The following is a 20,196-nucleotide window of genomic DNA, read 5'->3' as shown; positions in this document are numbered from 1 at the left end:
CGCTCAGTACATTCGAGTAAACCCTCGTTCACATCTAATCCAAGGGGCCGTGCCTCATGTCCGGAACGACCGGTACCACCTCAGTGATCGTCGCGGGCGCCCGTACGCCCATGGGGCGTCTTCTCGGCTCCCTGAAGAGCTTCTCCGCAGCCGACCTCGGCGGCTTCGCCATCAAGGCCGCGCTGGACCGGGCCGGCATCGGCGGCGACCAGGTCGAGTACGTGATCATGGGCCAGGTGCTCCAGGCCGGGGCGGGGCAGATCCCGGCACGCCAGGCCGCGGTCAAGGCCGGCATCCCGATGAACGTTCCGGCGCTCACCGTCAACAAGGTCTGTCTGTCCGGGCTCGACGCGATCGCGCTGGCCGACCAGCTGATCCGCGCCGGCGAGTTCGACGTCGTGGTGGCCGGTGGCCAGGAGTCCATGACCAACGCCCCGCACCTGCTCCCGAAGTCCCGCGAGGGCTACAAGTACGGCGCGATCGAGATGCTCGACTCGATGGCGTACGACGGTCTGACCGACGCGTACGAAAACATCCCGATGGGTGAGTCCACCGAGAAGCACAACACCCGCCTCGGTCTGAACCGCCTGGACCAGGACGAGATCGGTGCCCTGTCCCACCAGCGTGCCGCCGCCGCCCAGAAGAACGGTCTCTTCGAGGCCGAGATCACCCCGGTCGAGATCCCGCAGCGCAAGGGCGACCCGGTCCTCTTCTCCAAGGACGAGGGCATCCGCGCCGAGACGACCGTCGAGTCCCTCGGCAAGCTGCGCCCGGCCTTCGCCAAGGACGGCACGATCACCGCCGGCACCTCCTCGCAGATCTCCGACGGCGCCGCGGCGGTCGTCGTGATGAGCAAGGCCAAGGCCGAGGAGCTGGGCCTGGACTGGATCGCCGAGATCGGTGCGCACGGCAATGTGGCGGGCCCGGACAACTCGCTGCAGTCCCAGCCGTCCAACGCGATCAAGCACGCGCTGAAGAAGGACGGCCTCTCCGTCGAGGACCTCGACCTCATCGAGATCAACGAGGCGTTCGCGGCCGTCGCCGTCCAGTCGATGAAGGACCTCGGCGTCTCCCCGGAAAAGGTGAACGTCAACGGCGGCGCGATCGCGCTGGGTCACCCGATCGGGATGTCCGGCGCCCGTGTGGTGCTGCACCTGGCGCTGGAGCTGAAGAGGCGTGGCGGCGGCACGGGTGCGGCGGCGCTGTGCGGCGGTGGCGGCCAGGGCGATGCGCTGATCATTCGCGTTCCGGGCAAGTAGTAGTCGTACGTACGCAGCTGCAGAGCGAACCGAACGGAGCGGTAATGGTGGACGTCCCCACCCTGGTCGAGCAGGCCCGTGAGGGCCGGCCGCGGGCCGTGGCCCGGCTCATCTCGCTGGTGGAGGGGGCGTCGCCGCAGCTGCGCGAGGTGATGGCGGCCCTCGCGCCGCTGGCCGGGAACGCGTACGTCGTCGGCCTGACCGGTTCGCCCGGTGTCGGCAAGTCGACCTCCACGTCGGCGCTCGTCTCGGCGTACCGGCGGGCCGGCAAGCGCGTCGGTGTGCTGGCTGTCGACCCGTCGTCGCCGTTCTCCGGGGGCGCGCTCCTCGGCGACCGGGTCCGGATGTCGGAGCACGCCTCCGACCCCGGCGTCTACATCCGTTCCATGGCCACCCGCGGACATCTCGGCGGCCTCGCCTGGTCGGCGCCGCAGGCGATCCGGGTGCTGGACGCGGCGGGCTGCGACGTGATCCTGGTGGAGACGGTCGGCGTCGGCCAGTCGGAGGTGGAGATCGCCTCCCAGGCCGACACCTCCGTGGTCCTGCTCGCCCCGGGCATGGGCGACGGCATCCAGGCGGCGAAGGCCGGAATCCTGGAGATCGGCGATGTGTACGTCGTCAACAAGGCCGACCGGGACGGTGCGGACGCCACCGCGCGTGAGCTCAACCACATGCTGGGCCTCGGGGAGTCCCGGGGGCCCGGCGACTGGCGGCCGCCGATCGTGAAGACGGTCGCCGCCCGGGGCGAGGGCATCGACGAGGTCGTCGAGGCGCTGGAGAAGCACCGGGCGTGGATGGAGGAGCACGGCGTCCTCGCTGAGCGGCGGGCAGCGCGCGCGGCCCGCGAGGTCGAGACGATCGCGGTCACCAGACTCCGCGAACGCATCGGCGACCTCCACGGTGACCGCCGGCTGGACTCCCTGGCCGAACGCATCGTGGCGGGCAGCCTGGACCCGTACGCCGCGGCGGACGAACTGGTGGCGGGAATCACCGGGGCCTGACACCCGGGGCGGCGGGCGGCGTGCGGGCCGCCTTCCGCCCGGGGCGGTGTGTGCTGAGAATGCGTCAGTTGTCGGACCCTGGTGTGCTGTTCGCGCTGCCGGCCGTGCGGGTCCGGTCGCGCGGTCCCCGAGCGGCGCGTGGCAGGATTGCGGCCCGACACGTGTCATGCACACCGGAGGCAGCGGCACATGCTGGGGCCGCTGCGTGAGGACTCGCCCGGACGGATCGGCCGAGTACGGCAGGGAACCGGCTCGGGTCCGCGCCCTGGACGGCCCGCTGCTGCCCGGCCGCACACCGACCGAGACCGCCGGCGGCAGCCAGCTGCTGCCGCATCAACTGCCCACCCAGGCAACAGACTGCGTCCCCGCCCTGGCTGTCGCGCCGACCCAGGGCCCAGGGCTCCCGCCGGCCACGCCCGCGCGGGAGACGTCAACAGCAAGAACATGAAGCTCAACTCCGGCCGGCCCAAGGGGAGGGCCGAGCCGGAGCTGATCGCGAGAGGCGACGTGGTGTTACTGATCTTCGCCGCCGGGACGGCGCTCTCGGGCTTCGCCCCCTGATCAGTCGTCGTCGCGGTCGTCGCGGTCGTCGTGCCGGTCGTGCCCGGGCCGGTCGCCCCCGTGGTGGCCGTCGTCCGCGTGGTCGGGGGTGACTTCGGCGGTCGTGGCGTCCACGTTCAGCTCGTGATGCCTGCCGTCCTTGCCGTTGATCTCGACCTCCCAGTGCTGCGCTCCGCCGCTCCGGTCGGCGTCGTCGAGCTCGATCGAGGTGACCGTGCCGGGCGCCGAGCGCAGAGCGGCGTCCATCGCAGCGGAGCGTGTGACCTGGGCCGGCCGCGGCGTTTGCAGGTCGCGGTGGTTGTTGTTGTCGTCGGAGGTGTGCTTGCCGAGCACCTTCGCGCTGTCGTGGTTGTGCCGGCCGCTGTCGTCGGCGAAGGCGGCGGCCGTGGCGGTCCCGCCGCCGATGAGTACGGCCGCGGTGACGGCGGCGATGGCGATCCTGTGCTTCATGAGGGTTCCTCCCGATGTGGGTTGCCCGTGTGCAACGTGAACCACCGTGGCGCACCGATGCTGAACGCAGCCTGAAGCCACCTGAAGCCGTCTTCAGGTTCCGTTTGCCACTCTGTGCGTATGCGCCTGTTGATAGTGGAGGACGAGAAGCGGCTGGCGACGTCCCTGGCCGGGGGACTCACGGCCGAGGGCTTCGCCGTGGACGTCGTGCACGACGGCCTCGAAGGGCTGCACCGGGCAGCCGAAGGAGCGTACGACCTCGTCGTCCTCGACATCATGCTGCCGGGGATGAACGGCTACCGGGTCTGCGCCGCCCTGCGCGCCGCCGGCCACGAGGTGCCGATCCTGATGCTGACGGCGAAGGACGGGGAGTACGACGAGGCGGAGGGGCTGGACACCGGCGCCGACGACTATCTGACCAAGCCGTTCTCGTACGTGGTGCTGGTCGCCCGGATCCGGGCACTGCTGCGGCGCCGGGGCGGCGGTTCCGCCTCACCCGTGCTCACCGCCGGCGCGCTGCGGATGGACACCGCCGCTCGCCGTGTCCACCTGGGCGAGGACGAAGTCACGCTCACGGCCAAGGAGTTCGCCGTGCTGGAGCAGCTGGCCCTGCGGGCGGGACAGGTGGTCAGCAAGGCGGACATCCTGGAACACGTCTGGGACTTCGCGTACGACGGGGACCCGAACATCGTCGAGGTGTACGTGAGCGCGCTGCGGCGCAAGCTCTCCGCCGCGGCCATCCGTACGGTGCGCGGCGCCGGCTACCGGCTGGAGGCGCTGTGAGATCGGTGCGGGCCAGGGCCGCGCTCGGTGCCACGGTGGTGGTCGCGGTCGCCCTGATCGGCGCAGGGCTCGCCGTACTCCTCGTCCTGCGCGCCAACCTCACCGACCAGGCGGGCCTCCAGGCGGAGGTGGCGGCCCGCGAGGTCGCCGGACAGCTGGCCCTCGATGTGCCGGTCCACCGGCTGGACCTGCCCGACGCGGAGGAGCACCCGGTCCAGGTGACCGACGAGGACGGGCGGCTGGTGGCCGTGTCCGAGGACCTGGTGGCGATCACCGGCACGGGCACGGGCCGGGTCAAGCCCCAGGCATCCGCCGTGCCGACGAGTACCGGCACCGACGACGACGGCAGCGGCGACCGGCACGGAGGCGAAAACCGGGGCGATGACGATGCGAGCGGCAGCATTCCCGCCCGCGGCGAAGTCTCCACCGACGACCCGGACTTCACCAACGGCACCGCCACCGTCGGCGGAGACACGGCCGACTACCGCTTCGCCTCGGTCTCCGCGACCACCGGCGCCGGTGTGACCCTGACCGTCCACGCGGGCGCCCCGCTCGCCACCGAGCAGAAGGCGGTGGGCAGTGTGCGCGGCGCGATGCTGATCGGGCTGCCCGTCATGCTGCTGATCGTCGCCGCGGTGACCTGGCTGATGACGAGGCGCGCGCTGCGGCCCGTCGAGGGCATCCGGGCGGAGATGGCCGCCATCACGGCGTCCGAGGACCTGTCCCGGCGGGTGCCGGAGCCCGGTTCGCGCGACGAGATCGCCCGGCTGGCCCGTACCACCAACGAGACCCTGACCGCGCTGGAGGCATCGGTCGACCGTCAGCGGCGCTTTGTCGCGGACGCCTCGCACGAGCTGCGCAACCCGATCGCGTCCTTGCGCACCCAGTTGGAGGTGGGCGCGGCCCATCCGGACCTGCTGGATGTGCCGGGCGCGGTCACGGACACCGTACGGCTGCAGGCGCTGGCCGCCGATCTGCTGCTGCTGGCCCGGCTGGACGCGGGGGAGCGGCCGGGGAACACCCGGCTGGACATGGGCGCGCTCCTCCACGAGGAGGTCTCGCAGCGCACCGGCGACCGGATCCCGGTGACGGTGTCCGTACCACCGTCGGAGCCCTTCGAAGTCACCGGCTCACGCGGCCAGTTGGCGCGAATCATCGGCAACCTGCTGGACAACGCGGAGCGTCACGCGGAGAGTTCGGTCGCCGTCTCGGTGCGCACGGAACGCGGCAGCGTGGTGGTCGCGGTCAGCGACGACGGGGCGGGCGTTCCGGAGCCCGAGCGCGAGCGGATCTTCGAACGCTTCGTGCGCCTGGACGACGCCCGCAGTCGCGACGAGGGCGGCGCGGGCCTGGGCCTCGCCATCGCGAGAGACGTGACCCGCAGGCACCAGGGCACCCTGACGGTCACCCGATCCCCGGAAGGCGGTGCCCGCTTCGAACTACGCCTGCCGGCAAGACCGGATCCAGGCAGATGAGGGCAACAGCAGGCTCCCTGCGGAGCAGCATCCGCCCTTTCGAGCCCGCCCGGCGATCGAGGACAAAGCCGCCGCGTCCGTGCAACGGCGCATTCCCGCAACCGCGTCCCCTGCCCGTGTACCCCCACCCGCGCGCTCCGCCGCGCTACGGCTTGCCCCGCCGCCCCCGCAGATGATCCGCAACCGGCGTCAGCGCCGCATGCAGGTCTGCCAGGGCTTCGGGCGTCAGTAGGTCCATGAAGTGTTTGCGCACCGAAGCGACATGGTGCGGCGCAACCTTGTGCATCGTCTCCGCGCCCGTCTCCGTGAGTACCGCGAACAGCCCACGCCGGTCGGACTCGCAGTTCGCCCGGCGGACCAGCCCGGCCGACTCCATCCGCGTGATCTGGTGCGAGAGCCGGCTCTTGGACTGCAGAGTGGCGGTGGCGAGGTCGCTCATCCGCATGCGCTGGCCGTCCGACTCCGAGAGGTTGACCAGGATTTCGTAGTCGTTCATGGTCAGGTCGAACGGCTGGAGATCCTTCTCCAGCTGATGCATCAGTAGTCTGCTGACGTCCAGGTGGGTGCGCCAGGCGCACTGCTCCGCGTCGCTCAGCCAGCGAGTGGCCGTCTCGGTCTCCATGTATGGATTCTACCTAAGAAGTTGAAATCTGGACGAAGTAGACTGGGTGTGACTTCCGGCACTCGCCCGGAGACCGGCTCAGGAGCCCGGTCCGAGCTGGGTGCAGGCGTTCGACGTCACACTCTGCAGACTACCGTTCACAAACCGAAGCGGCGCTGGAGGTCCCCCAGCTGCCCGGGCAGACGGGGGGCGGAGCCGGGTTGACCAGCACCGGGTGAGTGCTGCCCACCGCCCGGCACCCCGGCCTGCTGCGGAGTCAGCCCGGTCGCCTGTTCGGGCATCAGGACCTCCGTCGACTGGAGCAGCACCGTACCGGCGCCGACGAACTCGAACTGGTGCTCCTCCCCCGACGTCCCGCCGATCCCGGTCAGCGATCTGAGCCCGCCCATCACGCCCGTCATGTAGCCGTGGTCGTAGTGGTGGCACGGCGAGGGGCAGTCCGCCCAGCCCACCAGCGCCTGCGGATCGACCCGCAGCGGCGGCTCCATGAAGACCACCGGCCCGTTGGACGCGGCCACGAACTTCCCCGTACCGATCAGCGTGAGAAAGCCCGGCACGATCGACTGCTTGAGTGCCAGCGTCGGCTGGTACGCGAGGAGGTTGCCGGAACGGATCGTCAGGTTCCCGTCCTCCAGGTCGTACGAGTTCACGTCGAACGCCCGGTCGGCGAGCAGCATCTTGCCGCTGCCCTCGGCCACCACCCAGTCGCTCGCGTGCAGCGGCGAGTGGAAGCTCGTACGGATCAGCCGCTCGAAGCGGCCGTGACCGATGCCGTTGAACTCGATCCGCCCGTAGTAGGCGATCATCTTGCCCTTCTGCAGGAACCACTGGCTCCCCTTGAGCTCCACGCAGAAGGTGTACGCGTTGACATTGTCGTCCGACGGCAGCGTCATCGGATCGAAGATCACGGGCGTGCTCACAGCTTCTCCTCCGACGCCTGGACGTACACCGCGCCACTGCCGCTGAACTCCAGCTGGAATGCCTCGCCGGAGCCGCGCCCCACCATGTCGCGCCAGCCGAGCGCGGTGGAGAGCTTGTTGCGTACGTCGCCGTGGTGCGCGACATACGCCTGTGGGTCCACATGCACCTCGCGGCCCGGGGCGATCGGCAGCTCGATCACCCCGCCGTGGGCCATCACCGCGACCGCGCCATGGCCCTTCAGCGTCGTGGTGAACAGGCCCTGCCCGGTCACCTGGCCGCGCACCATGCCCATGACCCCGCCCTGCGCACCCATGAACATCGTGCCCTGCTGCAGCATCCCGTCGAAGGCGAGCAGCCGGTCGGCCTCCACGTAGAGGGTGTCGCCGGCCAGGTTGATCACCTGGATGTGGTGGCCGCCGTGGCCGAACATCACCGTGCCGTTGCCCTCGACCGTCATCAGCGGGGTCGCCTCGTTCGCCACCCGTCGGCCGATCATCGACATCAGGCCGCCCTGGCCGCCCTGGATGTTAGGGGTGAACGACACCTCGCCGCGGTACGCGAGCATCGCGCCGCGCTGGCTGAACATCTTCTGGCCGGGGACCACCGTCGCCTCGACCATCTTCGAGTTGATCTCACGGAACGGCATCAGACATCGCCCCCGATGGTGTTCCGCTCGCTCGGCTGCACGTAGACGAGGCCCTCGCCCTCGAACCGGATCTGGAACGACTCGCCCGAGCCCTCGCCCATCAGTGTCCGGAAGTTCACCCCGGACTGGAAGTGCTGCTGGAGGTTGCCCTGATGGGCGATGTACGCGCCGGGGTCGACGAACAGCGGGTACTGGGCTGTCACCCGCAGCACCACGGCCGAGCCGTCCGACATGATCGCCGCCTGGCCGGTGCCCTCGACGGTGGTGGTGAACAGGCCGTTGCCGGTCGCCCCGCCGCGCAGCCCGGTGAAGGTGGTGCCGGTGCGCAGCCCGGCGTCGGTGCAGAGCAGATTGCTCGCCTCCACGTAGAGCTTCTCGCCGCGCAGCGACACGAGGTTGATCTCGCTCGCGCGGTCGGCGAAGTAGCAGGTGCCCTGTCCTGTCACTTCCATCACGGTCATCTGCTCGCCGGTCAGCCGGCGGGTCACCATGCCGCGGATCCCCTCACCGCCGCCGGACATCTTCTTGAACGCCATCCGGCCGTCGTACGCGACCATCGAGCCGTTCTTCGCCCTGACGGCGTCGCCGGTGAGGTCGACGGCGAGCGTCTTGCTGCCTTGGAGTCGGAACATTGCCACGGGGTGACGTTAGCGGCCCGGACCGGGGCCCGGACAGGGCCCATGGACCTATCCGGCCCCTGAGTCGACCCTGATATGCGCCGATAAGTGCCCCGCGGCGGGTGCCGCCCCCCGCCCCCGGGGCAGGTGGGGCGCGATGTCACAATGGGGGACGCTTGTGCCTGTATTCACAAGCCGTCACGACCCTCCCACCGAAGGTGCCCTCGTGGACATCAAGACCGCCACCGCCCTGCACCGGCTGCGCCTCATCTCGATTCCCGAGGCGCTCTCCTTCCCGGCGCTGATCATCTTTGGCTCGATCCTCAGCCGTGTCTCGGACATCGACTTCCTGATGATGCCGCTCGGCATGCTGCACGGCGTCCTCTTCGTGATCTACGCCGTTCTGCTGCTGGACGTCTGGTCCAAGACCAAGTGGCCGTTCAAGCGCGTCGCGTTCTTCTTCCTGCTGGCGCTGCTCCCGTTCGGCGGGCTGTACGGCGACAAGGTGCTGAAGCGCTACGAGGCCGACGGCGTCATCGCCGCCCGCGCCCGCCGGGAAGGCGTGGTCGGCGCATGATCGTCGCCTTCTCCGTCAGTCCGCTGGGTGTCGGTGAGGATGTCGGCGAGTACGTCGCCGACGCCGTCCGAGTTGTCCGCGAGTCCGGACTGCCCAACCGTACGGACGCCATGTTCACCTCCATCGAGGGTGAGTGGGACGAGGTCATGGACGTCGTCAAGCGAGCCGTCGCGGCCGTCGAGGCCCGCGCCGGACGCGTCTCCCTCGTACTGAAGGCCGATATCCGCCCCGGCGTCACCGACGGCCTGACCTCCAAGGTCGAGACGGTCGAGCGTTACCTCGCGGACTGACACCGCCCGCCGCACCACCTGACGAACCCCCGCGCCGTACGGCGCGGGGGTTCGTCAGGTGGTGCCCTCCCCGGACGTCACCGCGAGTGCGATCCCGAGCGGCGTGCGCTCGTACAGCACCTGATGTCCGTACCGCCGTGACGTCAGCAGCCCCGCCGCCCGCAGCACCGACAGATGGGCCGACACGGAGGACGGCGCGAGGCCCAGCCGGTGGGCGAGGGCGCTCGTCCCGGCCGGTTCGTCGAGCGCGCACAGTACGTCGGCCCGCGCCCGGCCGAGCAGCCGGGCGAGCGTCTGCGGCGTACGGTCGGCGGGCTCCGTCCACAGCCCGCCGATCCCGCGCGCGGGATAGATCACCGCGGGCAGCCAGGGCGGTTCGTACCCGCTGATCACATCCGGCCAGGCGAACACGCTCGGCATCAGGACGAGGCCCTGCCCGCCGAGCACCCGGGAGTGCCGGCCCTTCATCCCGACGAGCGTGAGGGTTGAGTCCGTCCACCTGAGCTGGGGACTCAGCTCGCCGAGCAGCCGTGCGAAGCCGACCTCGGCGAGCCGGCGCGAGTGGTACGCGATGTCCGCCTCCAGCAAGGCGCGCAGCCGCGGCCAGTCCGGCTCGACCAGGGTCCGCCAGGCCTGTTCCAGCAGTGCGGCCAGCTCGTGCAGCGCCCGCGCAGGATCGGCGAGCAGCGCCTGCCCGGCAGGGGAGTCCAGCGCACCCGGCTGGTCGGCGAGCGTCAGGGCCAGGTCCTCACGGATGAGCTCGGGGTCGATGGCGCGTACGCCGGCGATCTCCTCCTCGAACGAGGCGTAGGGCCCCAGCGGCGGCGGGCAGAGGAAGTCCGGGTTGTGTCCGCCCTCCGGCATCAACGACCACAGCGGCCCGAGATCGAGACCCGCGGCGGCGTCCTGGATGCGCCGCAGCCACGGCTGGTGGTAGCCGTGCCGCCCCGGGTGCAGAAGCGTGCGTACCGCGGCCTGGGTCTCCCAGAGCGGGGAGAGCGCGAACCGGCAGCGAAGCAGATCGCTCTCGTCGAAATGCAGATGGAACGGCATGGGCGGCCTCGCGAAGATTCGGCGTCAGCCGAAAGTCTATGGAGCGGTGCCCCCGGTCCTCCAAGCTGCGGCCATGCCGAGCAACAGCCCCACCCCGGCGGGCGGCCCCCGCGACGCGGCGGACACCCCGCACGGTCCGACGGGCCCACGCGACCCGTCAGCCGCGCCCCGCGCCGCGACCGTCCACCCCGCCGGACCGGTGCCGGTCTCGGCCCCTGCCCCGGAGCGCGCCGAGCCCATTGACCCGAAGCCGTCGCCCGCGCTCCGGGACCGGGCCCCCGCCGCGTCCCCGGAGCCCACCCCTCGCGGTTACCGTGCGGTCTTCGCCGTGCGGGAGTTCCGGGCCGTCTTCGCCGCCCATCTGCTCTCCCTCCTCGGCGTCGTGGTCAGCGAGCTCGCGCTCACCGTCCTCGTCTACGACCTCACCGGCTCGCCCCTGCTCAGCGCCCTCACCTTCGCGCTCGGCTTCCTGCCGTACCTCGTCGGCGGCACGCTCTTCGCCGGGGTCGCCGACCGCTACCCGGCCCGCCGGGTTCTTGTCACCTGCGATCTGATCTGCGCGGGCTGCGTCGCCGTCATGGTGCTGCCGGGCACCCCGGTCGGCGGGCTTCTCGCGCTGCGCTGTCTCGTCGCATCCGTGTCGCCCGTCTTCACCGGGACGCGGATGGCCGCGCTCACCGACATCCTCGGCGAGGGCGACCTCTATGTACTGGGCCGCTCGCTGCTGCGGATCGTCTCGCAGAGCGCGCTGCTGATCGGTTTCGGTGTGGGCGGGGTGCTGCTTGCCGCACTGTCCGCGCGCGGGGCGATCACGATCACTGTCGGGACGTTCCTCTGCTCGGCGGCCCTGCTCCGCTTCGGCACCCGCAACCGGCCCGCCAGGACCGGCGGTGACCGCGGCGGCCCGCTGCTCAAGGAATCACTGGCCGGGGCCCGCATCGTCCTCGCCGACCGCAGAATCCGCGCGCTGATGCTGCTCTTCTGGGTACCCGCGCTGTTCGTCGTCGCACCGGAAGCGCTCGCCGCCCCGTACGCGGACGAGATCGGCCTCGGTCCGGCCGCCCTGGGGCTGCTGATGTGCGCGATGCCGGTCGGGCACATCGCCGCCGAGCTGTACGCGGGCACCGTGCTGGCCCCGCGCACCCGCTCCCGGATCGTGCTGCCGGTCGCTGCCGTCGGCCTGCTGCCGCTCCTGCTGTACGGGCTCCGCCCCGGCATGGTCCTGACCCTGGTGGCGCTTGCGCTGGCCGGGGTGGGGGCGGCGTACATCATCGGCCTCGACCAGTGGTTCGTCGACGCCGTCCCGGAGGAGCTGCGGGGCCGGGCCATGACCCTGCTCACCGCAGGACTGATGACGGTCCAGGGCATCGGCATGGCCCTGGCCGGCCTGGCCGCCGAGTTCCTCCCCGTGCACCGGGTGGTCGCCGGGGCCGGGGTGATCGGCGCCGTCTGCACCCTTCTGCTCGTCCGCGAGGTCAGCAGAACCGCACGCGCAACCGTACCTGTGGACGGTAGCCGGACCGAAGCGCGAGACGGGGCTGACCAGCATATGACCAGTGGGTAAGGTCGGTGCCGTGCCGAAGCCGCTCAGTCTCCCGTTCGATCCCATCGCCCGCGCCGACGAGCTCTGGCAGCAGCGCTGGGGTCCGGTCCCCGCGATGGGGGCGATCACCTCGATCATGCGTGCGCAGCAGATCCTGCTCGCCGAGGTCGACGCGGTCGTCAGACCGTACGGGCTGACCTTCGCGCGGTACGAGGCGCTGGTGCTTCTCACCTTCTCCAAGGCGGGCGAGCTGCCGATGTCCAAGATCGGCGAGCGGCTGATGGTGCACCCCACCTCCGTCACGAACACGGTGGACCGGCTGGTCAGGTCCGGCCTGGTCGCCAAGCGGCCCAACCCGAACGACGGTCGCGGCACGCTCGCCTCCATCACCGAGAAGGGCCGCGAGGTGGTCGAGGCGGCCACCCGGGACCTGGTGGACATGGAGTTCGGACTCGGGGTGTACGACGCCGAGGAGTGCGCGGAGATCTTCGCCATGCTGCGTCCGCTGCGGATCGCGGCCCATGACTTCGAGGAGCACTAGGGTCTTCCTTGCGGGTCATGCGGGTCATGCGGGGCTCGCGGGGTCCGGCACGCACGACCCCCGGCCCGCTTCAAGATCCCCCCGGCTGCCCGGTTACGCTCGTTGCCATGAAACGCAGTGTGCTGACCCGGTATCGGGTGATGGCCTACGTCACCGCCGTCATGTTGCTGGTGCTCTGCACCTGCATGGTCTTCAAGTACGGCTTCGACACCGGTGAGGGTCTGACGCTCGTCGTCTCCCAGATCCACGGTGTGCTGTACATCATCTACCTGATCTTCGCCTTCGACCTGGGCTCCAAGGCGAAGTGGCCGATGGGCAAGCTCCTCTGGGTGCTGGTCTCCGGCACGATCCCGACCGCCGCCTTCTTCGTCGAGCGCAAGGTCGTACAGGAGATCGAGCCGCTGGTCGCGGACGGCTCCCCGGTGACCGCCAAGGTCTGACCCGGCCCCACCCGAACCGCCCCGCGCAAAGCGCCGGGCGGTTTGTCATCGACATTTACTAGGACGTCCTAGTAAATTGGTTTCCATGGACGCTGACGCGATCGAGGAAGGCCGCCGACGCTGGCAGGCCCGTTACGACAAGGCCCGCAAGCGTGACGCGGACTTCACCACGCTCTCCGGGGACCCGGTCGAGCCCGCGTACGGGCCCCGCCCCGGGGACACCTACGAGGGCTTCGAGCGGATCGGCTGGCCGGGTGAGTACCCGTTCACCCGGGGTCTCTATCCGACCGGCTACCGCGGCCGCACCTGGACCATCCGCCAGTTCGCCGGCTTCGGCAACGCCGAGCAGACCAACGAGCGGTACAAGATGATCCTCGCCGCGGGCGGCGGCGGGCTCAGCGTCGCCTTCGACATGCCGACGCTGATGGGCCGCGACTCCGACGAGCCGCGCTCGCTCGGCGAGGTCGGGCACTGCGGTGTCGCCATCGACTCCGCCGCCGACATGGAGGTCCTCTTCAAGGACATCCCGCTCGGCGACGTCACGACGTCCATGACGATCAGCGGCCCCGCCGTCCCCGTCTTCTGTATGTACCTGGTCGCCGCCGAGCGCCAGGGCGTCGACCCGGGGGTGCTCAACGGCACGCTCCAGACCGACATCTTCAAGGAGTACATCGCGCAGAAGGAGTGGCTCTTCCAGCCCGAGCCCCATCTGCGCCTGATCGGCGACCTGATGGAGCACTGCGCCGCCGCCATCCCCGCGTACAAGCCGCTCTCGGTCTCCGGCTACCACATCCGCGAGGCCGGAGCGACGGCCGCGCAGGAGCTCGCGTACACCCTCGCCGACGGCTTCGGCTACGTGGAGCTCGGCCTTTCCCGCGGGCTCGACGTCGACACCTTCGCCCCCGGGCTCTCCTTCTTCTTCGACGCGCACCTCGACTTCTTCGAGGAGATCGCCAAGTTCCGCGCCGCCCGCCGGATCTGGGCGCGTTGGATGAAGGAGGTGTACGGGGCGAAGACCGACAAGGCGCAGTGGCTCCGCTTCCACACCCAGACCGCCGGGGTCTCCCTCACCGCCCAGCAGCCGTACAACAACGTCGTACGGACCGCGGTCGAGGCACTGTCCGCCGTTCTCGGCGGCACCAACTCGCTGCACACCAACGCCCTCGACGAGACCCTCGCGCTCCCCTCCGAGCAGGCCGCCGAGATCGCGCTGCGCACCCAGCAGGTGCTGATGGAGGAGACCGGTGTCGCCAATGTGGCGGACCCGCTCGGCGGCTCCTGGTACGTCGAGCAGCTCACCGACCGGATCGAGGCCGACGCCGAGAAGATCTTCGACCAGATCAAGGAGCGCGGCACCAGGGCGCACCCGGACGGGCAGCACCCCATCGGGCCGATGACCTCGGGCATCCTGCGCGGGATCGAGGACGGCTGGTTCACCGGCGAGATCGCCGAGTCCGCCTTCCAGTACCAGCAGTCGCTGGAGAAGGGCGACAAGCGGGTCGTGGGCGTCAACGTCCACCACGGCTCGGTCACCGGCGACCTGGAGATCCTGCGGGTCAGCCACGAGGTCGAGCGCGAGCAGGTCCGCGAGCTCGTCGGCCGCAAGGCCGCCCGTGACGACGCCCGGGTCCGCGCCTCACTGGACGCGATGCTGTCCGCCGCGCGCGACGGCTCGAACATGATCGGACCGATGCTCGACGCGGTACGGGCCGAGGCGACGCTCGGTGAGATCTGCGGGGTCCTGCGGGACGAGTGGGGCACGTACACCGAGCCGCCCGGCTTCTGACGGGGGCGCCCGGCCGGCGGCCCCGCGTTACGTGGCGGCCGCCGCGCCCAGCCCCGCGAGCAGCAGAACGGTGAAGCGCCGGGCCCAGTCCTCGTCGACGGGCTCGGCGCTCACCAGTGCCCGGTGCACGACGGCACCGGCGATCACATCGAAGATCAGGTCGGCCGTCATGGCCGCCGTCGCCTCGTCCGCCTCGACGGGCAACTCGCCGCGCTGCTGCGCCCGTTGCCGCCCCAGCAGCACGAGCCGCTTCTGCCGGTCCACGATCGAGTCGCGGATCCGGGCCCGCAGTGCCTCGTCGCGGGTCGACTCGGCGACGACGGCCATCAGTGCGGTCCTGGTCTCCGGGCGCTCCAGCAGCGCGGCGAACTGCAGCACCACGCCCTGCACATCGGCCGACAGGCTGCCCAGATCGGGCAGTTCCAGCTCGTCGAAGAGGACCGCGACGGCGTCGACGACCAGTTCGTTCTTTCCGGCCCAGCGGCGGTAGAGGGTCGTCTTGGCGACCCCGGCCCGTGTGGCCACATCACCCATCGTCAGCTTCGACCAGCCGAGGTCGACCAGCGAGGCCCGGCAGGCTTCCAGGATCGCTTCATCGGCCGCGGCGTTGCGCGGTCGTCCCGTTCGGGCGGGTTTGGGGTGGCCGTGGCTCAGCATTCCGTGACCATACCCGCCAGTAGCGAGAACAAGCCGTTCCCGTTCGTCGTGAGACAGATCACCGAACACCCTTGTGCACGAGGGGGGCGGGACAGTTACGCTACGGGTCGTAGCGTAAGGACGACGGCCGTGCCGTTGCTGCGCCACGAGCGAACGACAGCCACATGCGCCGGGTGGGGACCCGGCAGGAAAAAGGGCCCTTCCGGGGCCCTCGGGCCGTGGATGTCCGTGCGCCCCGCATGCCGGCGGGAGCCACGGACGGATGCGGTTCCCGGATCGCTTTCCGCAACGGCGTGCCAAGGGGGGAGGATGTACGTATGCAGCCTAGGAACATGTCCATGAGCGGTGTCGTCGACCTCGCCGCGGTGAAGGCGGCCGGCGAGGCCAAGGTGAAGGCGGAGCAGGCCCGTGCCGAGGCCGCCCGGCAGGGTGGCGGCGGAGCCGTGCCGCCGTCCGCCCTGGTGATCGATGTCGATGAGGCGGGCTTCGAGCGCGACGTTCTCCAGCGCTCCGCCGAGGTCCCCGTCGTCATCGACTTCTGGGCCGAGTGGTGCGAGCCGTGCAAGCAGTTGGGGCCGCTCCTGGAGCGTCTGGCCCAGGAGTACAACGGCCGCTTCCTGCTGGCCAAGGTCGATGTCGACGCCAACCAGATGCTGATGCAGCAGTTCGGTATCCAGGGCATCCCGGCGGTCTTCGCCGTCGTCGCCGGGCAGGCCCTCCCGCTCTTCCAGGGCGCGGCCCCGGAGGCCCAGATCCGGCAGACCCTGGACCAGCTGATCCAGGTCGGCGAGGAGCGGTTCGGTCTCACCGGGATCGCGGTCGACGCGGCCGCGGCCGCGGCCGGTCCGGAGGGAGCCGAGCAGGGCCCGGCCGAGGTGCCGGCCGGTCCGTACGACGCGCTGCTCGAAGCGGCGGTCCGGGCGCTGGACGCCAACGACTTCGCCGGCGCCGTCCAGGCGTACAAGAACGTGCTCTCCGACGACCCGGCCAACACCGAGGCCAAGCTGGGTCTCGCCCAGGCCGAACTGCTCTCCCGGGTGCGGGACATGGACCCGCAGCGGGTCCGCGACGACGCCGCCGAGCAGCCGGGCGATGTGGCGGCGCAGATCGCCGCCGCCGATCTGGATCTGGTCGGCGGCCATGTCGAGGACGCCTTCGGGCGGCTCGTCGAGACCGTGCGTCGCAATTTCGGTGACGACCGGGACGCGGCGCGGCTGCGCCTCCTTGAGCTCTTCGAGGTGATCGGCCCGGAGGACCCGCGCGTCGTCGCCGCACGCACGGCGCTGGCCCGGGTCCTGTTCTGATGTGACAACGCGGCCGTGGTGCCCCGCCGGCGCCACGGCCGTTTTTCGCGGTCGAGCGACAGGACCCGCCCCCGCTTTACCAAATCTTGATAAAAGCTCGGGCTGTTACTCGCAGTAAATCGTGCGTTGGGATCTGTCCGCTTACGAGCCTCGATCTCCCCTTTTCTCCATGCGCCCTGCACCACCCTGTGTGGCCGGTCGATGTCACCTGGTGGTGCATCGGTTATCGGGCCGTTACTAGCGAGTAACGATCCCCCTTGTGTCGCGGGCGCGAATGGACCACGATCGGCCACGCTCGGTCCAATGACGCCAGCCCGACCGCCAGTCGGCGCGGCGGCCGAATTGGGTCCCCACCGAGTCGGTCGGCGGCAGTGGCGCCGACTGCGGACAGGGGGGTTCCTGCTGACCGGCAGGGCCTGTCCGAACAGGTTGCGCGAACGCGTGGCCAGTGGTTGTCGCTCGGGGGTGATCGCCAGTGATTCGGACGCGGCTGACGCCTCCGGTTCCGGCGCTCTCCTTTCCGAGGACGTAGCACTTCTCCCATCCCAGGACGGGCCAGACCCGGACCGGAGATGTACGTCCGAGAAGGAGGAAAGTCATGGAGTCCCAAGTTCGTGGCGGGACCAGATGGAAGCGGTTCGCTCTCGTCATGGTGCCGAGCGTGGCCCTGACGGCAGCGGTAGGTGTGTCCCTTGCACAGGGCGCGCTGGCTGCTTCGTTCAGCGTCTCCGGCCAGTCGTTCAAGGTGACAGCGGATCACCTGGACGGCAAGGGCTTCTCGCAGTACGGCGGCATAGACGCCGGCTACGCGGAGCTCAAGGGTGACAAGAAGACCCTGCACCCGGTCGCTATTTCGTCGTTCAAGTCGGCCGACATCACGGGCATGTGCCAGTCCGTGGTCACGCCGGACATCCCGCTCCTCGGGTCCGTCAGCCTCCAGCTGAAGGCCGGCGGCGGCGGTACCCCGGTTCACGCCGAGAACCTGTACCTCGACGTTGCGGAGCTGGACGCCGACGCCACGTTCACCAACATCGACATCGGTGTTGCGGCGAAGGACGCCAACAAGGGTCCGAAGATCAAGGACGGCGAGAACGTCAACGAGAACGGCTTCGCCCAGCAGGCGGACCGTGCGGTTCTCGACAACGTGAAGCAGAAGGCGTGGGCGACCACCGCCGGCACCTTCAAGCTCAGCGGTCTGAGCATGCGCCTCTACAACGGCGTCAAGGAGTGCTACTAAGCACTCCGCCCGGGTGGGCGGGGAAGCGTGAAGCTGCCCCGCCTGCCCGTCTCCCACTCTTTTTTCACAGCAATACCGGTTCCAGGGAGCTGTTTTCCATGAGCGCCGAGACCACAGGTTCCCGCGACTTCGCCTACTGGCGGCTGCGGTTCCGTGCCTGGCGGCACACCCGGCCGTTCTGGGCCGGCCTGCTCACCGCACTCGGTGGGGCGCCGATCGCGTACTTCCCGTACGCCAATCTCAAGCTCGGCCACCTCACGCTGGCCATGGCGACCACGGCGGGTGCGGGCTCACTGATCATCGGTGTACTGCTGGTCACGCTCGGTCTGACCATGTGGTACCACCAAATTGTCCGGGTGTTCGCCGGTGTCGCCTCGATCCTGCTGGCGCTGGTCTCCATTCCGGTGTCCAACCTCGGCGGTTTCGTGGTCGGGTTCCTGCTCGCCTTGATCGGCGGCTGCCTCGCCCTGTCCTGGGCCCCGGGCACGCCCACGGGCGAGCAGCCGGCCAAGTACGCGGCCGGGCATTCCCCGAAGGGCCCGGAAGCTCCTGAGGGTTCGGCGCCTGACGGCACGGAACCTCAGTTCGGCGCCGGACCCACGTACAGCCCGGGTCCCGCTCCGTGGAGCGACGACAGCACGAACGGCAAAGTTGAAGCCAACGGCGGGAGGAACAGTGCGGGGTGACGAGACGCAGCTGAACTCGACCGGAGGCGAGGTTTTCCGGAGCAGAGGCGGGCCGCGTCACGCGGCCCCCAGGAAGTCGCTGCTGACGAAGCTGCACATACCCGCGGGCAAGGCCTTCGCTCTCGCCGCGATGCCGACGGCGGTCTTTGTCGGGATGGGGCTCACCCCCAAGCTGGCGCTGGCCGACGACGCGACGAACATCCCGTTCGCGCCGGGCCCCTGCGTGACCCGGTCCGACGAGCCGAGCGAGTCTCCGGAGCCGTCGGCCTCGGCGACGAAGTCCCCGTCGCCGTCCGCCAGTGAGACCACCGGCGACAGCGGCAACGGTTCGGACCAGGGCGACGGGGCGACCCCGAAGCCTTCGGCGACCTCGTCGGCGAGCGGCACGTCGAACTCGTCGAGCGACGCGTCCGCCACGACGCCGAGCGCCTCCCCGTCGCCCACGGCGACGGAGAACCCGCTGGACCCGCTGGGCGTCGGCGACGCGCTCAAGGGCCTCCTCGGGGGATCGGACGAGGGGACGGCAAGCCCGTCCCCGAGCGCCACCACCGCGTCCCCGAAGCCGTCCGACACCGCGACCAAGTCGACCGACAACCCCGCCGACAAGGTCACGGACACCGTGGGCAAGACCGCCGACGCCATCCGTGACGCGGCGGACAAGGCGGGCACGACGGTCGAGGAGCTCGACCAGGGGGTCAAGGGCCTCGACCCCGTGAAGGACGTGGACATCCCGGACGGCGCCAAGGAGCGCTTCCCGTGCCCCACCGCCGACCCCAAGGCGCTGGCCGCGGCCGACCTGGAGCAGGGCATCCCCCGGCTGCCGAACCAGCCGTGGATCCTGGAGAGTTCGCTGCTCACCCTGAGCGGGCTCGACTACAAGGGCATCGTCGAGGTGGAGAAGGGCGACGGCACCACCAAGAAGGTGCTCAAGTTCACCGCCTCGTCCGTCGACATCAAGGACCTGCACCAGCTGACGGAGGGCCCGAACGGCACCACCGGCCATGTCCAGGCGCGGAAGGGCTCCACGTCCACCATCCGCAACGGCACGGTGACGATGTACACGGAGGAGCTGAAGGGCAACCTCTTCGGCCTCATCCCGATCACGTTCAGCCCCCAGACCCCGCCGCCGGTGAACGTACCGTTCGCGTTCTTCACCAACGTGAAGGTCACCCAGGCCGGCCAGTTCGGCGGCACGCTCACGGTGCCCGGGCTGCACAACTACTTCACCGGCGGCAACAGCTAGCGCCCGTGGACCCAGGACCCGTTCGGGAGCCGCACAGACTGTGGCCCGCACCCCCTTCGAAGGGGGTGCGGGCCACAGTCGTACGCCGGTGCGGGGCGAACGCGTCAGTCGCGGGCGCCGCCGCCCACGTGATGCACCCGGACCATGTTGGTGGTGCCGGGGACGCCGGGGGGCGAACCGGCCGTGATGACCATCGTGTCGCCGGCGTTGTAGCGGCTCAGCTTCAGCAGCTCCGCGTCGACCAGGTCCACCATGGCGTCGGTGTTGTCCACGTGCGGCACGACGTAGGCCTCGACGCCCCAGCTCAGCGCGAGCTGGTTACGGGTGGACTCGTCGGTGGTGAAGGCCAGGATCGGCTGTGCGGCGCGGTAGCGGGAGAGCCTGCGGGCCGTGTCACCGGACTTGGTGAAGGCGACCAGCGCCTTGCCGTTCAGGAAGTCCGCGATCTCGCAGGCCGCGCGGGCCACCGAACCACCCTGGGTACGGGGCTTCTTGCCCGGCACC

At 70.2% G+C, this 20,196-nt stretch carries 22 protein-coding genes; 14 read left to right on the top strand and 8 right to left on the bottom strand.

The annotated features are described in order from the left end of the window. Positions 1-56: 56 nt before the first annotated feature. Both ACWCP8_RS30965 and meaB read left to right on the top strand, forming a co-directional pair. On the top strand, positions 57-1,259 hold the full coding sequence (locus tag ACWCP8_RS30965) for an acetyl-CoA C-acetyltransferase (RefSeq protein WP_352262877.1): 1,203 nt from the start codon (positions 57-59) through the stop codon (positions 1,257-1,259). Positions 1,260-1,303: 44 nt separating this feature from the next. Next, positions 1,304-2,260, top strand: coding sequence for a methylmalonyl Co-A mutase-associated GTPase MeaB (gene meaB, locus ACWCP8_RS30960; RefSeq protein WP_326605810.1), 957 nt, complete (start codon positions 1,304-1,306; stop codon positions 2,258-2,260). 561 nt (positions 2,261-2,821) lie between these two features. On the opposite strand, the gene ACWCP8_RS30955 is transcribed toward meaB, so the two are convergent. After that, a complete protein-coding gene (locus ACWCP8_RS30955; protein ID WP_352262879.1) occupies positions 2,822-3,271 on the bottom strand; it encodes a PepSY domain-containing protein in 450 nt (149 codons plus the stop codon). A 120-nt stretch (positions 3,272-3,391) separates the two neighbouring features. Here ACWCP8_RS30955 and ACWCP8_RS30950 point away from each other — a divergent pair, with 120 nt between their 5' ends. Both ACWCP8_RS30950 and ACWCP8_RS30945 read left to right on the top strand, forming a co-directional pair. Continuing rightward, positions 3,392-4,054 (top strand): response regulator transcription factor, encoded by a 663-nt coding sequence (locus ACWCP8_RS30950; protein ID WP_352262880.1) that lies wholly within the window; start codon positions 3,392-3,394, stop codon positions 4,052-4,054. Continuing rightward, positions 4,051-5,529, top strand: a complete 1,479-nt coding sequence (locus tag ACWCP8_RS30945) for an ATP-binding protein (RefSeq protein ID WP_451119467.1) — start codon at positions 4,051-4,053, stop codon at positions 5,527-5,529. The genes ACWCP8_RS30950 and ACWCP8_RS30945 overlap by 4 nt, the downstream gene beginning before the upstream one ends. A 145-nt stretch (positions 5,530-5,674) precedes the next feature. On the opposite strand, the gene ACWCP8_RS30940 is transcribed toward ACWCP8_RS30945, so the two are convergent. The 4 genes from ACWCP8_RS30940 to ACWCP8_RS30925 all read right to left on the bottom strand — a co-directional run bounded on the left by ACWCP8_RS30940 (position 5,675) and on the right by ACWCP8_RS30925 (position 8,350). Continuing rightward, positions 5,675-6,151, bottom strand: a complete 477-nt coding sequence (locus tag ACWCP8_RS30940) for a MarR family winged helix-turn-helix transcriptional regulator (RefSeq protein ID WP_352262883.1) — start codon at positions 6,149-6,151, stop codon at positions 5,675-5,677. A 137-nt stretch (positions 6,152-6,288) separates the two neighbouring features. Beyond that, entirely contained in the window at positions 6,289-7,071 is a 783-nt protein-coding gene (locus ACWCP8_RS30935; protein WP_326605816.1) for an AIM24 family protein, read from the bottom strand. Continuing rightward, the gene (locus ACWCP8_RS30930; RefSeq protein WP_451119465.1) at positions 7,068-7,718 is read right to left on the bottom strand and encodes an AIM24 family protein; all 651 of its coding nucleotides are present in this window, start codon (positions 7,716-7,718) and stop codon (positions 7,068-7,070) included. Before ACWCP8_RS30930 ends, ACWCP8_RS30935 begins: the two co-directional genes overlap by 4 nt. Next, on the bottom strand, positions 7,718-8,350 hold the full coding sequence (locus tag ACWCP8_RS30925; RefSeq protein ID WP_093772502.1) for an AIM24 family protein: 633 nt from the start codon (positions 8,348-8,350) through the stop codon (positions 7,718-7,720). Before ACWCP8_RS30925 ends, ACWCP8_RS30930 begins: the two co-directional genes overlap by 1 nt. Positions 8,351-8,561: 211 nt before the next feature. On the opposite strand from ACWCP8_RS30925, the gene ACWCP8_RS30920 reads away from it, so the two are divergent. Together ACWCP8_RS30920 and ACWCP8_RS30915 are read left to right on the top strand one after the other, a co-directional pair. After that, the gene (locus ACWCP8_RS30920) at positions 8,562-8,912 is read left to right on the top strand and encodes a DUF3817 domain-containing protein (protein WP_330246359.1); all 351 of its coding nucleotides are present in this window, start codon (positions 8,562-8,564) and stop codon (positions 8,910-8,912) included. Continuing rightward, on the top strand, positions 8,909-9,202 hold the full coding sequence (locus ACWCP8_RS30915; RefSeq protein ID WP_030971479.1) for an MTH1187 family thiamine-binding protein: 294 nt from the start codon (positions 8,909-8,911) through the stop codon (positions 9,200-9,202). Before ACWCP8_RS30920 ends, ACWCP8_RS30915 begins: the two co-directional genes overlap by 4 nt. Before the next feature lie 54 nt (positions 9,203-9,256). On the opposite strand, the gene ACWCP8_RS30910 is transcribed toward ACWCP8_RS30915, so the two are convergent. Beyond that, complete coding sequence (locus ACWCP8_RS30910; RefSeq protein ID WP_352262887.1) at positions 9,257-10,255, bottom strand: ArsR/SmtB family transcription factor; 999 nt, start codon at positions 10,253-10,255, stop codon at positions 9,257-9,259. 73 nt (positions 10,256-10,328) lie between these two features. Here ACWCP8_RS30910 and ACWCP8_RS30905 point away from each other — a divergent pair, with 73 nt between their 5' ends. The 4 genes from ACWCP8_RS30905 to ACWCP8_RS30890 all read left to right on the top strand — a co-directional run bounded on the left by ACWCP8_RS30905 (position 10,329) and on the right by ACWCP8_RS30890 (position 14,565). Continuing rightward, entirely contained in the window at positions 10,329-11,819 is a 1,491-nt protein-coding gene (locus ACWCP8_RS30905; protein ID WP_451119462.1) for an MFS transporter, read from the top strand. A gap of 10 nt (positions 11,820-11,829) precedes the next feature. After that, entirely contained in the window at positions 11,830-12,339 is a 510-nt protein-coding gene (locus ACWCP8_RS30900; RefSeq protein WP_352262890.1) for a MarR family winged helix-turn-helix transcriptional regulator, read from the top strand. Positions 12,340-12,446: 107 nt separating this feature from the next. Beyond that, positions 12,447-12,779: a DUF3817 domain-containing protein gene (locus ACWCP8_RS30895; RefSeq protein WP_352262891.1), complete on the top strand. Its 333-nt coding sequence runs from the start codon at positions 12,447-12,449 to the stop codon at positions 12,777-12,779. An 85-nt stretch (positions 12,780-12,864) separates the two neighbouring features. Continuing rightward, positions 12,865-14,565, top strand: coding sequence for an acyl-CoA mutase large subunit family protein (locus ACWCP8_RS30890; protein ID WP_326605822.1), 1,701 nt, complete (start codon positions 12,865-12,867; stop codon positions 14,563-14,565). Between the two features lie 27 nt (positions 14,566-14,592). Here the strand turns inward: ACWCP8_RS30890 and ACWCP8_RS30885 are convergent, their stop codons facing one another. After that, positions 14,593-15,222, bottom strand: a complete 630-nt coding sequence (locus tag ACWCP8_RS30885; protein ID WP_326605823.1) for a TetR/AcrR family transcriptional regulator — start codon at positions 15,220-15,222, stop codon at positions 14,593-14,595. 317 nt (positions 15,223-15,539) lie between these two features. Between ACWCP8_RS30885 and ACWCP8_RS30880 the strand changes: the two genes are divergently transcribed. The 4 genes from ACWCP8_RS30880 (at position 15,540) to ACWCP8_RS30865 (ending at position 19,692) form a co-directional block, all read left to right on the top strand. Next, on the top strand, positions 15,540-16,526 hold the full coding sequence (locus tag ACWCP8_RS30880) for a tetratricopeptide repeat protein (RefSeq protein WP_352262894.1): 987 nt from the start codon (positions 15,540-15,542) through the stop codon (positions 16,524-16,526). A gap of 598 nt (positions 16,527-17,124) precedes the next feature. Continuing rightward, a complete protein-coding gene (locus ACWCP8_RS30875; RefSeq protein WP_382828812.1) occupies positions 17,125-17,763 on the top strand; it encodes a DUF6230 family protein in 639 nt (212 codons plus the stop codon). A gap of 98 nt (positions 17,764-17,861) precedes the next feature. Beyond that, the gene (locus ACWCP8_RS30870) at positions 17,862-18,449 is read left to right on the top strand and encodes a DUF6114 domain-containing protein (protein ID WP_451119458.1); all 588 of its coding nucleotides are present in this window, start codon (positions 17,862-17,864) and stop codon (positions 18,447-18,449) included. Next, entirely contained in the window at positions 18,439-19,692 is a 1,254-nt protein-coding gene (locus tag ACWCP8_RS30865; RefSeq protein ID WP_451119456.1) for a hypothetical protein, read from the top strand. The genes ACWCP8_RS30870 and ACWCP8_RS30865 overlap by 11 nt, the downstream gene beginning before the upstream one ends. A 104-nt stretch (positions 19,693-19,796) precedes the next feature. Here the strand turns inward: ACWCP8_RS30865 and ACWCP8_RS30860 are convergent. Further along, the coding region (locus ACWCP8_RS30860; RefSeq protein ID WP_451119454.1) for a pyruvate kinase alpha/beta domain-containing protein at positions 19,797-20,196 on the bottom strand (400 nt) is incomplete at its 5' end.

The organism is Streptomyces sp. NPDC002206, assembly GCF_053593595.1.
Note: the sequence above shows the minus strand (reverse complement) of the source record. Positions and strands in the feature narration are given on the sequence as shown.

Coding starts and splice junctions, on each gene's coding strand:
- ACWCP8_RS30885 (WP_326605823.1), bottom strand. CDS start 15,222: ATGCTGAGCCACGGCCACCCCAAACCCGCCCGAACGGGACGACCGCGC.
- ACWCP8_RS30875 (WP_382828812.1), top strand. CDS start 17,125: ATGGAGTCCCAAGTTCGTGGCGGGACCAGATGGAAGCGGTTCGCTCTC.
- meaB (WP_326605810.1), top strand. CDS start 1,304: ATGGTGGACGTCCCCACCCTGGTCGAGCAGGCCCGTGAGGGCCGGCCG.
- ACWCP8_RS30955 (WP_352262879.1), bottom strand. CDS start 3,271: ATGAAGCACAGGATCGCCATCGCCGCCGTCACCGCGGCCGTACTCATC.
- ACWCP8_RS30895 (WP_352262891.1), top strand. CDS start 12,447: ATGAAACGCAGTGTGCTGACCCGGTATCGGGTGATGGCCTACGTCACC.
- ACWCP8_RS30880 (WP_352262894.1), top strand. CDS start 15,540: ATGCAGCCTAGGAACATGTCCATGAGCGGTGTCGTCGACCTCGCCGCG.
- ACWCP8_RS30910 (WP_352262887.1), bottom strand. CDS start 10,255: ATGCCGTTCCATCTGCATTTCGACGAGAGCGATCTGCTTCGCTGCCGG.
- ACWCP8_RS30925 (WP_093772502.1), bottom strand. CDS start 8,350: ATGTTCCGACTCCAAGGCAGCAAGACGCTCGCCGTCGACCTCACCGGC.
- ACWCP8_RS30965 (WP_352262877.1), top strand. CDS start 57: ATGTCCGGAACGACCGGTACCACCTCAGTGATCGTCGCGGGCGCCCGT.
- ACWCP8_RS30930 (WP_451119465.1), bottom strand. CDS start 7,718: ATGCCGTTCCGTGAGATCAACTCGAAGATGGTCGAGGCGACGGTGGTC.
- ACWCP8_RS30905 (WP_451119462.1), top strand. CDS start 10,329: ATGCCGAGCAACAGCCCCACCCCGGCGGGCGGCCCCCGCGACGCGGCG.
- ACWCP8_RS30950 (WP_352262880.1), top strand. CDS start 3,392: ATGCGCCTGTTGATAGTGGAGGACGAGAAGCGGCTGGCGACGTCCCTG.
- ACWCP8_RS30870 (WP_451119458.1), top strand. CDS start 17,862: ATGAGCGCCGAGACCACAGGTTCCCGCGACTTCGCCTACTGGCGGCTG.
- ACWCP8_RS30915 (WP_030971479.1), top strand. CDS start 8,909: ATGATCGTCGCCTTCTCCGTCAGTCCGCTGGGTGTCGGTGAGGATGTC.
- ACWCP8_RS30940 (WP_352262883.1), bottom strand. CDS start 6,151: ATGGAGACCGAGACGGCCACTCGCTGGCTGAGCGACGCGGAGCAGTGC.
- ACWCP8_RS30890 (WP_326605822.1), top strand. CDS start 12,865: ATGGACGCTGACGCGATCGAGGAAGGCCGCCGACGCTGGCAGGCCCGT.